17 protein-coding genes are annotated in these 15,920 nt (G+C 72.3%); 16 read left to right on the top strand and 1 reads right to left on the bottom strand.

All coding sequences use genetic code 11. The annotated features are described in order from the left end of the window. The first annotated feature begins 8 nt into the window (after positions 1-8). From ACWEJX_RS12390 to ACWEJX_RS12345, 10 genes are all read left to right on the top strand, one after another. Positions 9-470, top strand: a complete 462-nt coding sequence (locus tag ACWEJX_RS12390; protein WP_451607416.1) for a DUF6238 family protein — start codon at positions 9-11, stop codon at positions 468-470. Between the two features lie 28 nt (positions 471-498). Beyond that, a complete protein-coding gene (locus ACWEJX_RS12385; RefSeq protein ID WP_451607415.1) occupies positions 499-2,013 on the top strand; it encodes a VirB4 family type IV secretion system protein in 1,515 nt (504 codons plus the stop codon). A gap of 322 nt (positions 2,014-2,335) precedes the next feature. Beyond that, the gene (locus ACWEJX_RS12380; RefSeq protein ID WP_331453932.1) at positions 2,336-3,076 is read left to right on the top strand and encodes a glycosyltransferase family 2 protein; all 741 of its coding nucleotides are present in this window, start codon (positions 2,336-2,338) and stop codon (positions 3,074-3,076) included. A gap of 323 nt (positions 3,077-3,399) precedes the next feature. Continuing rightward, a complete protein-coding gene (locus tag ACWEJX_RS12375; protein WP_451607414.1) occupies positions 3,400-3,858 on the top strand; it encodes a hypothetical protein in 459 nt (152 codons plus the stop codon). Beyond that, positions 3,855-5,009 carry a hypothetical protein gene (locus ACWEJX_RS12370; protein ID WP_331452131.1) on the top strand — a complete coding sequence of 385 codons (1,155 nt, stop codon included), beginning with the start codon at positions 3,855-3,857 and terminating at the stop codon, positions 5,007-5,009. Before ACWEJX_RS12375 ends, ACWEJX_RS12370 begins: the two co-directional genes overlap by 4 nt. 30 nt (positions 5,010-5,039) lie before the next feature. After that, positions 5,040-6,311 (top strand): MFS transporter, encoded by a 1,272-nt coding sequence (locus ACWEJX_RS12365; RefSeq protein ID WP_451607413.1) that lies wholly within the window; start codon positions 5,040-5,042, stop codon positions 6,309-6,311. A gap of 51 nt (positions 6,312-6,362) precedes the next feature. Beyond that, a complete protein-coding gene (locus tag ACWEJX_RS12360) occupies positions 6,363-6,584 on the top strand; it encodes a hypothetical protein (protein WP_331453933.1) in 222 nt (73 codons plus the stop codon). A 179-nt stretch (positions 6,585-6,763) separates the two neighbouring features. Further along, a complete protein-coding gene (locus tag ACWEJX_RS12355) occupies positions 6,764-7,906 on the top strand; it encodes an AAA family ATPase (protein WP_331453934.1) in 1,143 nt (380 codons plus the stop codon). Then, on the top strand, positions 7,903-9,702 hold the full coding sequence (locus tag ACWEJX_RS12350; protein WP_451607412.1) for a hypothetical protein: 1,800 nt from the start codon (positions 7,903-7,905) through the stop codon (positions 9,700-9,702). The genes ACWEJX_RS12355 and ACWEJX_RS12350 overlap by 4 nt, the downstream gene beginning before the upstream one ends. Before the next feature lie 262 nt (positions 9,703-9,964). Next, positions 9,965-10,402, top strand: coding sequence for a hypothetical protein (locus ACWEJX_RS12345; RefSeq protein WP_451607438.1), 438 nt, complete (start codon positions 9,965-9,967; stop codon positions 10,400-10,402). Positions 10,403-10,463: 61 nt separating this feature from the next. Here ACWEJX_RS12345 and ACWEJX_RS12340 read toward each other — a convergent pair whose 3' ends face one another. Next, on the bottom strand, positions 10,464-11,027 hold the full coding sequence (locus tag ACWEJX_RS12340) for an HNH endonuclease (protein ID WP_451607411.1): 564 nt from the start codon (positions 11,025-11,027) through the stop codon (positions 10,464-10,466). Positions 11,028-11,279: 252 nt separating this feature from the next. Here ACWEJX_RS12340 and ACWEJX_RS12335 point away from each other — a divergent pair, with 252 nt between their 5' ends. The 6 genes from ACWEJX_RS12335 to ACWEJX_RS12310 all read left to right on the top strand — a co-directional run bounded on the left by ACWEJX_RS12335 (position 11,280) and on the right by ACWEJX_RS12310 (position 15,886). Beyond that, positions 11,280-11,705 (top strand): hypothetical protein, encoded by a 426-nt coding sequence (locus ACWEJX_RS12335; protein ID WP_331452135.1) that lies wholly within the window; start codon positions 11,280-11,282, stop codon positions 11,703-11,705. Beyond that, on the top strand, positions 11,702-12,538 hold the full coding sequence (locus ACWEJX_RS12330) for a relaxase/mobilization nuclease (protein WP_451607410.1): 837 nt from the start codon (positions 11,702-11,704) through the stop codon (positions 12,536-12,538). The genes ACWEJX_RS12335 and ACWEJX_RS12330 overlap by 4 nt, the downstream gene beginning before the upstream one ends. A 717-nt stretch (positions 12,539-13,255) precedes the next feature. Continuing rightward, entirely contained in the window at positions 13,256-14,014 is a 759-nt protein-coding gene (locus ACWEJX_RS12325; protein WP_451607437.1) for a hypothetical protein, read from the top strand. 306 nt (positions 14,015-14,320) lie between these two features. Then, the gene (locus tag ACWEJX_RS12320; RefSeq protein ID WP_331452137.1) at positions 14,321-14,704 is read left to right on the top strand and encodes a hypothetical protein; all 384 of its coding nucleotides are present in this window, start codon (positions 14,321-14,323) and stop codon (positions 14,702-14,704) included. After that, positions 14,701-15,501 (top strand): DUF317 domain-containing protein, encoded by an 801-nt coding sequence (locus ACWEJX_RS12315; RefSeq protein ID WP_331452138.1) that lies wholly within the window; start codon positions 14,701-14,703, stop codon positions 15,499-15,501. The genes ACWEJX_RS12320 and ACWEJX_RS12315 overlap by 4 nt, the downstream gene beginning before the upstream one ends. A gap of 28 nt (positions 15,502-15,529) precedes the next feature. After that, entirely contained in the window at positions 15,530-15,886 is a 357-nt protein-coding gene (locus ACWEJX_RS12310) for a hypothetical protein (protein ID WP_331452139.1), read from the top strand. Positions 15,887-15,920 lie beyond the last annotated feature (34 nt).

Below are 15,920 nucleotides of genomic sequence, written 5' to 3'. Positions count from 1 at the left end.
GACCACCTTTGACTTCCCCCGCCCACCCGGCCGACGCCCACCCCTATCTCCGCGCCGCGAACGCCGGAGTACGCCACCACACCCGCGCACTGGCACCGTCGGACACGGGCCCGCCCCCGCCGGCGGACCGCCTGCACCTCGACGTGCTCCACGCCCACCTCACCACCGTGCTCCAGCTCCTCGACCGCCTCGCCGAGACCACCCGGCCACCGCACCCGGCAGCCGGCCGTCATCTGGCCGCCGCTCACACCCACCTGTGGCAGTCCGCCAGCGAAGTCCACGCCGCGTTCCACCTGCTGCCCAGCAGCACGACGGCGGGCACCGAGTCGAGCATGTGCCGTCCAGAGCGGCTGCCCGAGGGACCGCCCGTGCTGACCATCTGCCAGCGCCACCTCGCCGCCGGCCACGTCGTCCGGCGCAAGACCACCCCCACCGACCTCCGCGCGCACACCACGGCCTGCGCGCGATGAGCACGACCCGCAGAAACGAGGGCCTCCGATGAGTCACCGGCCCGCCCGCCGCGCCCGCCGCGCCTCCGCCTCTCCTCTGTTCACCCCCCACGGCACCGACCGGGCCAGCCGAAAGGCCGCTCGCCGGCAGCTCGCCGAAGCCGCCGCCAAGGCCCGCGCGGAAGCCAGCGCCCACGAGGCCGAGACCACATCGGCCGACCACGAGACACCGGCCCCGCTCTACCCTCCGGGCGGACGCCCCGGCCCCGCCTCCGCCCGCCACAACCGGCTCAAACTCCCCGCCCACCGCATGACCACCGCCGTGGCCGCCGGCGCGTATCCGTTCCTCGCCGAAGGCGGCCTCGGCGCAGAAGGCATCTACATCGGGCGCGACGTCCACGCCGAGGCGTCCTTCGTCTTCGACCCGTTCGCGCTGTACGGCAAGGTCGAGGGCTTCACCAACCCGAACCTCCTCCTGGCCGGCGTCATCGGCCAGGGCAAGAGCGCGCTGGCCAAGTCCTTCGCGCTGCGCTCGATCGCCTTCGGGTACCGCGTCTACGTCCCGTGTGACCCGAAGGGCGAGTGGACACCGGTGGCAGAGGCCCTCGGCGGACGGTCAGTGGCCCTCGGGCCCGGACTGCCCGGCCGGCTGAACCCGCTCGACGCGGCCCCGCGCCCCGCGGGCGTCTCGGAGGCCGACTGGGTCGGCGAGATCCGCAAGCGGCGCCTGCTCCTGCTCGGCTCCCTCGCCCGAACCGTCCTGGGCCGGGACCTGATGCCCATGGAGCACACCGCCCTGGACATCGCCCTGGACGCCGTCGTCAGCCACGCTGCCGCCACCGGCCGCACCCCGCTCCTAGGCGACATCGCCGCGACCCTCAACGATCCCCGGGCGCTCGACGAGGCCGCCGGGATCATGTCGGGGCAGCTCGGCGACGCGGCCCGAGACCTGGCCCACGCGATGCGGCGCCTGGTCCACGGTGACCTCGCCGGGATGTTCGACGCCCCCTCCACCGTCGCCTTCGACCCGAACGCGCCGATGCTCACCATCGACCTCTCCCGGCTCGGCGGCTCCGGAGACGACACGGCCCTCGTCCTGGCCATGACCTGTGCGTCCGCCTGGATGGAGTCCGCCCTCTCCGACCCGAACGGCGGCCGGCGCTGGATCGTGTACGACGAGGCATGGCGCCTGATGCGGCACGTTGGCCTGCTGCAGCGGATGCAGGCCCAGTGGAAGCTCTCCCGCGGCCTCGGTATCGCCAACGTCCTGGTGATCCACCGGCTCTCCGACCTGCTCACCGCCGGCGACGCCGGATCACAGGGCCGCGCGCTCGCCGAGGGCCTCCTCGCCGACTGCTCCACCCGCATCATCTACCGCCAGGAGAACGACCAGCTCCAGGCCGCGGCCTCCCTGCTCGGCCTCACCTCGGTCGAGATGGACGCCATCGCACACCTGAACCGCGGCCGGGGCCTGTGGAAGGTCGCCGGACGATCATTCATCGTTCAACACCTTCTGCACAGCCACGAGCTGACGCTCTTCGACACCGACGCCCGAATGCACTGAGCCCTCCGCGTGCTCACGCCAGCCGACCAGCACCTTCTGGGCAGCTCGTCCACCGTTCTGGGGATACGTCCTGCGCCCGTCCGGCGTCGAGGTGTTCCCCACGATGTACGCCACGTCCGGCCCCGTCGTCGACTGGGACGCCAACCCTCTCACTGACTTCGGCAACCCCGCCTCCTGGCCCATCGTCACGCCGGCCCGCTCCCCAGCGCCGTCCACAGCCTCCCCCCTTCCCGCAACGCCGGGCACGTCCCGTACGGCCGCCCGTCGCTGACCGCCCCGCCCCCACTCCGAACACAGGAGCCCTTCGCTGTCCGTCCCGCAGATCACCGTCGTCATCGCCACCCAGCTCCGCCCCGAGCGCCTGCCCTACCTGGAGGAGATGCACGCCAGCCTTGCCCGGCAGACCGTGCCGTGGGAAGCCGTCCTCGTCCTTGACGGGGCCGACCCGCAGCTGCTCCCCAGTTCGGTTGCAGCCGACCCGCGCATCCGGCCCCTCGTTCTGCCGCGTCCGGTCGGTGCCGCCTGCGCCCGCAACCTCGGCCTGACCCAGGTCCGTACGGAGTTCGTGAACTGGGCCGATGACGATGACCTCTTCCCCGACTGGAGCCTGGGCCTGCGTCTGGAAGCCTTCACCGACCGGCTCGGGTGGGTCGCGGGATACAGCGAAGACTGGCTGCCGGACGGTACGACTCGCCTGTGGAAGTGCCCCACCCCGCCCGGCTACCACGCGGCCGGCGACGTGATCACTTACTGGCCGCGCCCCGAGGACACCATCCCGATCGGACCGACCACGATCCTCGCCCGCACCCGCCTCGTACGCGCAGCCGGCGGCATGGGCGGACTCGTCCAGGGCGAGGACTACATGGCGGCCGTGGGCACCTCGAACCTCGCTCCCGGAGTCCTGCTCCCGGTCCCCGTGTACCGGTACCGGAAGTGGGGCGGGCAGATGACGGCCCAGCGCGGGTACGACCAGCTGGAGGCGGCGGCCCGCAATCACGCCTGGCAGTACGGCCGCAGCCTTCGCTCCATCCTGGACAGCCGCGCGGATCCGGTCCACGGCTGACACGCGGGACGCCCCGTTGCCCCAGCGGGGCACGGGCGTCGTCGGCATCACCACGGACGAGAGCACCCGGGCGGGGACGGACTTCCTGCCGGACGAAGGCGGCGTCGGACGCCTGTCGACAGGTGTCCGACGAGGCCGCCGTCGTCGCCCTCATCCGCCGTACGGCCCACCGGCAACGAGCCCTCCCTCCGCCATGCCGGCCTGCGCGCGCCATCGTCACCGGCTCTCGCTCCTCCCGCCCCGCTGAGCCCTTCGCGCTGCCCGTTCTGCGCAACAGCCGCTGATCAGCTCCACCACCGACCTGTGAGGAGAATCCCGCCCCTTTGCAACCCGGCACCCACTTCGCCTTCGGTACCCACAAGGACTACGGCTTCGTCGCCTCCTTTACCGCCTCCATGCCCGCGCACCTCGCCCACTGGTTCCTGGAGCGCGAGCAGTTCGAGCCCGTCCCCGGGCAACCGCGGCTGTTCCGGCTCGTCGAACCCGAGAACGACGGCCCCCGCCGCACCCGTCAGGCCGTCCACGACCTGCGGCGACAGGGCTACACAGTGCACGCCGACATCGCTCTCGACCCCGCCGCATCGGCCGGCCCGCCGCGCCCGGTCCACCCGAACGGACTGCAGGAGCGGCGCAGCAGGCTCGCGCAGGCCGCCGCCGGCCGAACCACACAGCGCGCCGCGCCACCCACCACCTCCCCGCCGACCACCCGGCCGATCCCGCCAAGGCCCACCTACGCGCCCACCGTCCACCTGACGGCCGCAGGCGGCGGGCGATCCCGATGACACCCGGAAGCAGCCTCGCCGACGGGGCCCGCAACTTCCGGCTGCGGATGGCGGTCATCGACCGCGAGACCGAGACCGCGCTGGACATGACCCGCGACCGCTACGGACGCACCGTCCACCCAGACGCCGCCGCAGATGTACGGGCCCACCGCGACAAGGCGGCCGTCGAGGCGTACACCACGTACCTTGCGCCGTGCGCCGACGCCCTGCTCGACACTGCCCGCCGTACGCTCGACGAGCTGCCGCCCGCCCGCCACCTGGCGGGGTGGCGGACCGTGCTGGACAGCCTGGCCGCCTCCACTGCCTCGATCCGCCGAGTGATCGACCGGCCGACCGCCCCCGGCCCCGGGGGCGAGCGCGTCCAGTACAAGGCTCTGTGGCCGCACCTCACCGCCTGGGCTGACCACGGCTTCATCGCCAGTCACCTCGCCGACCTCGACCAGCGCCAACAGCACAAGGCCCCGCTGACCGGCGAAGAGCAGCAGATGTGGACCGAGCTGGCCCGAGCAGCGCAGAGGCGGGGCGAACTGCAGCTCACCGAGTCCTGGTACGCCGCGGACGGACAGCCGATCACCCTCGCCTACCTGGTCGAGAACGACGACTCGACGGTGGTCGCGCTGAGAGGCGACCCGGACACACCGGGCTGGCAGGTGATCGGCCACTACGCCCATGAATACGAAGCCGGACAGATCCTGCCCGCCGCAGTTCCGCCCGGTGTACTGCGGGCCGATGTCTCCGAGTTCAACCGGGCCGCGCCCGCGCCCGAGGTGACGCTGCAGGAACTCATCCGGGACATCGTCGAGGCCCAGCACGCCGGTGACGCGTCCAACGCGCTCCTCACCGCCACCCAACGCGGCCACGACGCGGGCCCGATGGCCCGCCTCCAGGAACTCCTGGAAACCGGCGCCCAGTTCGCCGGTGCGCTGGAGACCGTGCAGGGCCGTCAGATCGCCGCCCGGCTCGCCGCACTCGGCCGCCAGGTCGAGTTCCTCACCCGCGAAGTCGAGGAGGCAGCCGAGGACCTCGGCGCGACCGTCGCCGTCCTGCCGCCGCACCGCACTCCCGTACCGCGCTTCCGCCCCGGCCCTGCCGTGGACACCGCACCGCCCACGCCGCCACCTCGCAGCAGCACGGCCGCCCACCACCGCTGAGGCGTCGCCTCCTCCGAGAGAAAGCCCTTCTTGTCCCTGACCGCACCCCCGGCCCCGGCACCGCGCATCACCTACGGCGCGGTGCTGGGCAGCCCGCACGTCGCCCGCCTGCTCGGCGGCACCCTCGTCGGCCGCCTCCCCAACGGCATGGCGCCCGTCGCCATCGTCCTGTGGGCCACTACGAGCGGCGGCAGCATCGCCTTCGGCGGGCTGCTCAGCGCCCTGTACGGGCTCGCGTCCGCGCTGGCCCAGCCGGTCAAGGGGCGCCTCATGGACCGCTTCGGCCAGACCGCGGTACATCTTCCAGCCGCCCTGCTGAACTCGGCTCTCCTGGTGGCCCTCCCGCTGGCCGGACCGTACGGCGGACCGGGCCTGGCCACCGCCATCGTCGTCGCCGGCGGCCTGACCACGCCCGCTTTGGAGGCAGGGCTTCGGGCGCTGTGGCCGAGCGTGCTGCCCGACTCGCGGCTGCGGCACGCCGCGCTCGCCCTCGACACCGGCACGCAGGGCCTGCTGTACATCGCCGGCCCCCTGCTCGTCGCCGCGCTCGCCGCTTCGTACACCCCGCCCATCGCGCTTGCCGTCACCGCCGCCCTCGGTCTGGTCGGCACCGTCGTGGTCGCCTTCGCGCCGCCGTCCCGGCGCTGGCGTCCGACACCGTCCGCGCAGGCACAGACCGGGGTGGCACACCGGTTGGCCAGCCCCGGCCTGGTGATGCTGTTCGTCTCCCTCACCGGCATCGGGTTCGCGATCGGGGCCATGAACGTGTGGGCGGTCGCCATGGCCGAGCGCCACGGGCAGGAGCTGCTCTCCGGGATCCTGCCCGCCGCGTTCTCGACCGGCAGCTTCCTCGGCGGCCTCCTCTACGGACGCCGCCGCTGGAGAAGTACCACCACGGATCGGCTGATCGGCGGCGGAGCCTTCTTCCTGGCCGGCTGGCTCCCGCTCGTCGCTCTCCCCGGCCCGTACGCGACTCCCGCCGCGGTAGCCGTGCCCGGTGTGTTCCTGACCGTCGTGGTCGCGTGCGCCTACGTGACCACCGACGCCCTGACCCCCGCCGGTCGCACAAGCGAGGCGTACGCGTGGCTGATCCTGTCGATCGGCGCCGGGCAGTCCGCCGGCACCGCCCTGGCCGGGCGCCTCGCCGAGCAGCCCCTCACCACCGCCGTGCTCCCTGCCGCCGGCGCGGCCTTCGCGCTCGTCGTCCTGCTCGCCGCACGCCGACGCCTCGGCCACGCCGGACACCAGGACCGCCGCGGCCGGCACCGCCGCCCGCCCGGAGGCCGGCACAAGACGCCCTGATCCAGCACCGATAGGAGATCCTCCATGCCCGAAGCACCAGCAGAGCCGTTCATGACGATCCGGCACACCATCACCGGCGAGATCACCACTACCAGCTACAACGCCGCCGCCCGGCGGATCCTGCTCCAGGACGGCTTCGAAGAGGCACCAGTCTGCGCCTGCCGCGCGACGGAACCTGGTACGGAGCGGACGCACGGACCTGCTCGGCAGCCGGCGCACTGCTCGTCGCCGGACACCCCGTGCACCTGGACTCAGTCCTCGGTCGGCCGGTGAGCGCCGACGGTACGCCCCGGTCGGCCCGGTCCCCGATGGCGGCACAGTCCGTGATCACGTCCCGGATCGGTCAGCCTCTCCAGCGCATCGCCAACCCCACCCGCACCTGTTGAAGGAATCTCGTTTTGACCACACCCGTAACGCCTACGCGCACCAAGGGCGGCGAGCTGCGGGCCAAGGTGGCCCGGTTGCTGGCCGACCGGCCGGCGGACGCGCTCACCATCGGGGAGATGGCCAGGCAGCTGGGCCACTCCCACGGCGCCGTCCGCAACGCGGCCCTGACCTTGGTGACACGCGGGGAGGCCGACCAAGGCGGAACCGGACAACCGGAGTTCCGAGCAAACGCGAAGACCGCCGCAGCCGCGCAGACCGCTGTGATCAGTCCGCCGGGCACCCACTCTCCCCGCGCCCAGGCGGCCACGGCCCGCACGACCATTCTCGCGGCAGCCACGCCCAGGCAGACCGGCCCGATCCGCCGTGCGGGGGGCCAGCTCTACCACCCCCGGGAGCTGGCCGATCTGCCCGACGTCGAGGCGTTGAATCGCTTGCGCGATGCCGACGTGCCGGTGCTGCTCTACGGCCCTCCGGGCACCGGCAAGACGTCGCTGGTGGAGGCGGCGTTCCCGGACCTGCTCACCGTCGCCGGTGACGGCGACACCACGGTCGGCGACTTGATCGGCGAGTACACACAGGATGACGGCGGCAACTACGTCTTCCAGTACGGTCCGCTGGTCACGGCGATGACCGAGGGCCGCGCCCTGCTGATCGACGATGCCACCTTGATCTCGCCGAAGGTCCTGGCGGCGCTGTATCCCGCGATGGACGGGCGCAGGCAGATCCAGGTCAAGGCCCACAAGGGCGAGACCATCAAGGCCGAGCCGGGCTTCTACGTGGTGGCGGGCCACAATCCCGGCGTCCACGGCGCGGTGTTGACGGAGGCGCTCGCGAGCCGGTTCAGCGTGCAGATCCAGATCGGCACGGACTACGACCTCGCCCTGGCGCTGAAGATCGATGCCCGGGTGGTCCGGGTCGCCCGGCACCTCGCCCGCCAGGTCGAACTCGGCGAGCTGGGCTGGGCCCCCCAGCTGCGGGAGCTGCTGAGCTACCAGAAGACCGAGGCCGTCCTCGGCACCAAGGCCGCGCTCGCGAACCTGGTCGGCATCGCTCCTGTGGAGGATCGCGACGCCGTCGCCGCCGCCATCATCAAGGCTGTCGGCGTCAAGGAGGTCGCGCCCCTCACCCTCGGCAAGCAGCTGTCCGCCTCGGCCGTCCGGCAGCCCCCGGGCAGCGCCGGCTCCGCGCACCGGGGCCGCTCGCGATGAGCGCCCACCGCCACGTCCAGGCCCCCGCCACTACGCCGGATGACGACGCCGACCTCGCGCGATGGGACGACGACGGCGCCCCGCCCGCGCAGCCCCGTTCCTCCCCGGCCGCATGGCTGCGCGTAGGAGCCGAACTCGGCGATCGGCTGGTCACCCTCTCCGGCCGCCAGGACCTCCTCGTCACCTGCCGCCCCGGCACGCGCAGCGGCGCACCGGCCGCCTACTTCCCGACTCTGGGCGAGGTCGAGTTCGACGCCGGCCTGTTCGCCCCGCTTAAGCCCCACGAGATCCATCCGCGGATCGTGGGCGACGAGGAGCGGTATCCCGCCGCCTGGGGCGTGTTCGTCCACGAGGCCGCACACGCGGCCCACTCCGTCTGGACGGCGCCTGCCGGAGCGAACCCCCGCGTCGTCGAGGCCGCGCTCCTGCTGGAGGAGAGCCGTGTCGAAGGCGCACACCTGATCACGCGGCCCACGGACCGCACGTACCTGCGCACCAGTGCCCGAACCCTGGTCATGCCCGACATCGCCCAGCCGACCCTCCAAGGCATCGAGCACGCCGCCGCCGTGGCGGCCCTGATCCTCGGCCGCCGTGACGTCGGCATCCTGGACGCCGGCGAGACCCAGGCCGTCGCCGATCTGTGCGAAAAGGTGCTGGGCGCAGACCTGCTGGCCACGCTCATCCGCATCTGGACCGCAGCCCACCAGTGCGCCGACCACGACGCCACGACCATGCTCGCGCACGCTCAAGAATGGTGCGACGCTCTGGACACTGCGGCCCCCGCCCTGCCCGTGCCGGAGAACCTCACCGATCTGCTGTCCGGCGCCGTGGGGGTCGTCATGGACAGCACGGCAGCCACCGACACCGCCGACCTCGCGGCACAGGCCGCAGCGGCCAACGCCATGGCCGCCCGGTCCAAGGCGCAGGCTCAGGACCGCGCCCAGCGGGCCGGCCAACGGCGCAAAGCCGCCGCCACCGCCAAGTCGGTCTTCAACCCCCGTGGCACCACCGTCGCCCCCGACGGCACACCGGCGCCCTACAGCAACCCGGTCACCGGCACCCGCAGGCCCACCGCCGCCGAGCAGAGTGCCGCCGCACGCCTGAGCCGCGCCCTGCGTGCCGCCGCCTACCGCGAGCGGACCGAGGAACGGACCACCAGCCCCACCCCGCCCGGCCGCCTCAACATGCGCGCGGCCCTCGCCCGCGACGCCCAGCGCGCGGCCGGGTCGGTCCCCACCGCGGAGCCGTTCAGCCACACCCGCCGCCGGAACTCCCCCACCCCACCGCTGCGCGTGGGTATCGCCGTCGACGTCTCCGGCTCCATGCGTGCCGCCTGCGCGCCCGTCGCGTCCGCTGCCTGGATCGTGGCACGCGCAGCAGCCCTGACCGACCCCGACTCCCGTACCGCCACCATCGCCTATGACAGGCACCTGACCGCACTGACCCGACCCACCCACAGAGCACCAGAGCGCGTGACGACGTTCGATGCCACCGGCGGCCACCACAACCTCGGCGACGCCATCGACGCACTCGACCACGGCCTCGAACTCAGCCGCCCCGGCGCCGGCCGCCTCCTCGTGATCGTCACCGACGCCCACTACGGCAGCGACGAAACCGCTCAAGCCGTCACCCGCGTCAAGCGGCTCACGACCGCCGGCTGCGCCGTACTCCAGCTCACCCTCACCGCAGAGTCCCGCCACTTGCCGGGGACCACCTTGCTGCACCTGCCCCGGCCCTCCAGCGCTCCCGCCGCCATCGCCACGGCGGCCACAGACGCCATCCGCAGGACGCGCTGAGACGACGCAGAAGGCGGAAGCGTCCCCGAGACCACCACCAGGCGTTCCGGACCTACTCCGTTCGCCGCATGAATCGCGCATCTGATGCACGACCCTCCGCAGCGACGCAGGTCATCACCCCAACCGCCAACGAAAGGAACTCGATTTGAAGCCCCAGACCAGCAGCCCGACCTCGAACGTAACGCCCATCAAGCGGAACTCGCCGGGGGTACCCACGTCCTTCGAGGTCCTCCACAACTGTGGACACACCGTCACCCACGATCTGTCCAACCGGTCGGCCGACCGGCGGGCCGGCTTCGCCCGCTGGCTCGCCGGCCGGGACTGCACCGACTGCTGGAAGGCGGCCCGTGACGCCGACACGCAGTCCAAGGAGGAGTGGCTCGCAGCCAAGCGAGCTGCGGAACAGGAGGCTGCCGCCGCGTGGGCGAAGCAGTTCGACATGCCGCAGCTGGAGGGACCGGAGAAGGCTCTGGACTGGGGCGAGCGATCCCGCCACCAGCTGATGACCTCGGCCTACGCCGCCCTGGTCGTCGAGGGTTCCTGGGACGAGGCGGACTGGGCAGAGTTGGAAGAGAAGGCCCGCTCGATCACCCGCGCCGGGTGGTGGATCGACCAGCGTGAAGCCGAGGGCTCTGACCTGCTCGAACTCCTGGATGCCGCCGGTGAGGGCGACCGCGGGACAGAGAACCCGTTCCGCTGACGGCGGCCAGCACACAGTCGGGCTCGTACGTCAGGCAGGCCCTCCTGCGTACAGGCCACCGTCACGTTGCCTCGCCCTCTGGGATCGGCTCCATCACCTGCCCGAGGCGGGTTCGTACGACCCTCATGCGCGACGGCGGGGGCGGCTTCGGCCAACCTTCCTCACGGGCCTTCTCTACGCGGCTCGAAATCCAGCCACGCCAGAGATAGACCGGATCGTTCTTCCCGAGAAACCAATAGCGGTCAAGGAACCAGTCCCTGCGCGCCTCGTCGTCCAACTCCGACTTGACCCCCTCGACGCGAGCCATGACCTCGTCGAATTCGCGCTCGATTCTCTCCCGCATCCACCACAGGCCCTTGTCCCCGTATGGCCAGGTGCTGGCTTCCGCCCTGTAGCGCTGATACGTCAGCTCAGCAACCCACGCCAACAGTCCCTTTGCGCTCTTGCCCTGGTTGCACGGCTCACAGGCCGGGACCAGATTGGACCAGTGGTCCCGGCCCCCGTGCTTCACAGGAATGACGTGGTCGATCTCCTGTGATTCTGCGAAATCGCAGTAGACGCAGCGCCCCATGTTGGTGAACAGCACCATCAGCCTGATCCACATGTCCTGCTTCTTGCGGCCCAATGCGCCCTCCCCGCGCTCGGGAGGAACTTAGCGGGCACCGCTGACAACGGGTGGCGGACTGGTGCAAGGTCGACCGCGTCAGCGAGTTACAGGCGCCCCGTCGCCTACCACCGGATCGGTCGATGCGTTCAGGTTCGGCGCCGATCCGTTTGTTCGCGGCGCAACATAGCCGACGATCGCCGGTTAGCCAAACCGGCGATCCTCCGGACCATTGTTCCTCCCACCGCATCCGCCCCGCGTGGAAGGAATCGCATGTCCCAGCTCCCGCCCGACCCCGTGGTCGCGCTCACTCCCGACCCGCTCACTCCCGACCGGGACGTCACCCACGCCCACTTCCAGGCCGGTGACACGGTCGTCGTCCTGAAGGGCGTAGCCGGTGGCGAGCTGTGGGGCGACGCGATGCGCGTGGTCGCACCGTCCTGGCATCTGCCGACCGACGAGGACGGCTGGCGCCTGCGCGACGCGACCGGCGGGCAACAGTCCTACGTCACCGCCCACCCCCGCTACCTCGTGCATCTCTCGCGCCGCTGCCCGGACTGCCTGATCCACCTGCGGGCCATGGAGGACGCCCTCCTGCCGAAGTACCGCGGCGACGACGCCCTGATCGACTGCGGCTGGTACACCACCACCGCCGTGGGCCAGCTCGTGCACGTCGCCGACGTCCGGGCCGGCCGGTGATCCCGCGTCTGCACGAGCGGACCCCTACTCCGTACGGTCCGCTCTCCAAGGCACTCGGACGCCCGGTCTCACCCCACGAGAGCCTGCCCGAGCACACGGTCGTCGCTCACTGGCCGGGACTGGACGGCTACACGTCCGGTGACGAGCAGAAGACCTGGACCACCATCCAGTGGGCCGCGCATCTCGAAGACCCTTACCTGGAGCACTTGTTCAGCGTCAGTCCGGACGACGACCGGCGGGCGATCCTCCACCTCGATGTCCGGCTCCATCCCGACGACCGGGATCTGACCGGCCCCGAGTGGACCGAGGTCGCCCACCGACTCGCCCGCGCCGCGGGCATCGAGATCCCGGGCAAGGGGCACGGCTGCCGGTGGATCGCCGTCCACGCCCAGCCCCGGCGTCTGGACCTCATCGCCAACCTGATCCACCTCGACGGTGCATGGCACGCCCCGCCCGCCAATGTCCTGCGGCGGCTCGCGGCAGAAGCCCGCCGCATCGAACAGGACCTGCTGCTGATCCCGGTACCGGCCGCAGCGTCCGCGCGGGCCGACTCCCGGCTCGCGCAGACGGCGTCGGCTCAGCTCGCGAGCGTGCTCGCGCAGCTCGCCGACGAGCAGGCCGGCGCCCTGGCGGTGGTCCGCAAACTCGTCGAGCACGTCGCGTACCTGATCGCCTCCCCGCCCGGCAGCGACACCGCGCACCGCCTGGAGCTGATTGCGCGCCGCCTGCACACCATCCAGCAGGACCTGGACGCCACCGCCGACCACCTGGTCCAGCCCCGGGCCGCCACCTTTCCCTGCACCGTCCAGCGCCCCGTCCACCGAACCTTGTAGGAGAAACGTCTTTTTGCCCCTTGTCGCCCGCTTCCTGAACATCCGCCGACGAAGTCCTCGCGGGTGGCGGTGACCCCGAAGCGCACAGCCTCCTCCAGCGCGCCGGGTTCGTTGCCGTCGTCCGTCTCCACGAGACCTACCACCGTGCCCCCACGGCCTGGCCGAGCCACACGAGAACCGCCTCGCCAGCGACGCCGTCGCACGGCTTCGCGCCGCCGGGTACCACGTCGACTGTCACGAGGACTTCGACTCCGACTCCCGTCCTGCGAGTTACCTACCGCTGGGCTCCTCCGTCACTCACCTCGCCCAGAGAATCCGCGAACCACCACGACCGACGAAGTGGCCGATGCTCTGACCGAGCTGACCGCCGCTCGCGACGGCATCGTGACCGCTCTGGGTGAGGTGCTGGTTGCCACCGCCGACTTCCATGACGGGCTCGGCCAGGCGTCCGACCCGTACACCGCCCGGCGGCTGCGCTACCTCGCCGACGAGCACCTCCGCGTCCTCCGCAGCGACCTCACCCACAGCCGCGACGCGCCCGCCGACCGGCACGCCCCTCACCCCGGCCGCAGCACCTGCACCGAAGAGGTCCCCGCCACCGAACGCGAACGCTCCGCCGTGTGTGCCTGCCCGCCCCCCGCCACGCACGCTTCCGGCGCCGCCGCCCCCGGTCGCCGCCGGCCTGCGCCGTTGACCCTCACCTCGCCCAAGGACACCATGCACGACCATGACACCTCCGAGCGGCTCGCCTCGTACGCCGACGTCCTCGCCGGAGAACTTCCCGATACCTGGACCAGCTCCTACGTCCCGCCGGACGCCAAGGACGATCTCGCCGAACTCGCTGATCGCATCTGGGACCTGGACCTGGTCGCCGCCTCCCTCACCGAGCATCCTCTGCGGCAGGCAGCCGTCCTGAGCCGCCCGGACGGCGCCCAGCTCGTCCTCCTTGAGCGGCATGACGAGCGCGACGGCTTCCTCGTCGCCGCCGTCGCCCCGCCCGCCCTGCCCGACGAGGCGTACCGCGCCGTCCCCGAGCCCAACGGCATCGCCCTGGCGGACGACCCGTTCCTGGGTGCCGAGCAGGTCGCCAGCGACCTCCTTGTCCGTTACGACAGCGCCCTCGCCCAGGTCCGGGACAACGCCCTGGGCGGCATCCAGCCCTCCCAGCCGGACCGTCTCGTCCTGACCTGGCAGCCGGACGGCAGCGTCGCCACCGCCCCTATCGGCGACCGGGCTGGTGCCGTCCTGGAAGCGAACGGCTTCATGCAGGATCCGCGCAGCGGTGTCTACCGCCTCGGCGCGGACGACACCCAGGCGCAGGCCCGTGCCCTGCGCGCACTCGGACCGCAGCTCGAAGCGCTCGGCATCGGCACGGCGCTCCAGCATCCGGCAGGCCGGACCGTGCCCACCTCGGCCCCGGCGTCCGTGCCCCCGGTCACGGCCGGCACCCGAGCCCCGGCCGTCCGGGCTCGATGAGCCCGAAGGCACCAGCCCAACGCACCCCGTAAGACCGTTCGGGCGGCCCCGGCCTCGGCTGGGGCCGCCTGCCCCGCCCCGCTCGACCTCCGGAGAAACCCGTAGCACCCCGTACACCCACACCGATCACCGCCCTGCTCAAGCCCCGTCTCGCGACGGCCCTGTTCCGCCGCTATCTGCGCGCCTGCATCCCGACCGGCCCCGACCAGGTCTCCCCGCTGGCCGGCGCCCGCCCGGAGGCGGTCCTCGCCGAGACCCAGCGCGTACACCACCAGCACCACTGACCGCCCACCGACCCGGAGGAGCATGTCCCACCCCGCCCCCCACCCCGTGCGACTGGCCGACGAGATCGCCCGGATGCTCGGCCTGCTGACCGACCACCTCGCCCAGCTCCCTCCCCACGAAGCGGTGCAGGTCATCGCTCACGTACTCGACCCGGAGGACGGCCTGCTCGACGGCGTCACCGGCCTCGTGTCCGTCAGCAGCACGTTCGCGAAGGCGCAGGCCGAGAGGGGCGTGCTGCCAGCCGAGGTGTGGCTCGCTCTCGGCCGGGCCGCCAACGACCTCGACGCCATCGGCGGAGACCTGGACGAGCACCGTGCCACCCTCCGGCGGGTCGGTGCCCAGCCCGCCGCAACAGCGGCGAAGCCGCCGGTGCCCGCCCCGCTCGTCATCCGGCGGCACCGATGAAGAGGACGTGGCAGGGCTGGGGGCCGGGCGAACAGGCCGAGCAGCACTACCTCGTCCATCCCCGCGGCCTCGCCGGCGGCGGCGACGTCCGCCACGTCTCCGAGTTCCTGCGGGCCTCAGGATGGCGGGACCACTCCAAGACCGGCGGTCCCCTGGCCATGGAGAGCCCGGACCGCACGGTCCGCATCTCTTACGACCCCTACGTCCTGCCCGGCGGATGGACCGTCCACGGCGCTGCGAGCGCTCACGGCGACGAGTGGTCGGCGCACCTGGGCCGGCAGACCCCGGTGGAGATCGTCGCCGGCCTCACCGACGCCCTCACCCGGCCGCGCTCCGCGCACGCCCCCAACGTCTGGGCGCCGCTGCAGGAGCAGAACTGGCACACGCGGTTCGAGGGCGAGCACTACACCGCGACCAGTCCCGACGGCACTGCGTGGATGCAGTATCACCAGGGCCCCGGAGGCGAGGCGATGTGGTGGATCGGGGCGAAGGACCGCCAGGGCAACGGCTGGACCGCGAACTTCTCGCCGAGCACGCCGATGCACCTGGTGCAAGCCTTCTCGGCCGAACTCGCCAACCCCGACCCCGTGATGCGTCCGCGCGGACGCGTTCCGCTGAGCGCGCAGATCCGCACCTGGTCGGTCTCCGTCAAGCCCTCCCAGCTCAGCGCGTGGCAGCAGGCCCGGATCACGGCCGCCCGCGCCGCCACCTGGGCCCGTAACAGCGCCCGCACTTCCCGGCCGCGCGCCACCGCCCGCCCTTACACCCCCGCCGGCGGCGCCCGGACCCGCCGCTGACCCCGACACCTACCGTCCCGAGGACCCCATGCCCCCGCTCACCCCGGACACCGTCCGCACCGCGACCGAAACCCTCTCCCGCCTCACCGACTACCTCCGCGAGAACCCGGACCTGGAAGAGGCGTTCGCGCTCGCCGAGCCCCTCCTGGATGAGTACACCGGCCTGCCCGTCCAGTTCGCCGACACCCTGCGCGCTCTCGCCCGCGCCCTCCAGAACCACCCGGACGCCCCGCGGACCCTGGCCGGCGACCTGCTGATCAACGAGCTGCGCACCGCCGCATGGGAGCAGGCCGACCAGCACTCCCTCCACGGCGTACTCGACGGCCTCCGTGAGCTGTACGGCAGTGCCGCCGAGGGCGGGCAGGGGTGCGGCCGGTGCCGCTGAGCGAACGGCAGCTCGCCGCGTTCGCCGATCAGCA

This window comes from Streptomyces sp. NPDC004788, assembly GCF_053601115.1.
The sequence above is the reverse complement of the archived record's forward strand: the minus strand, read 5'-3'. Positions and strand labels throughout refer to the sequence as shown.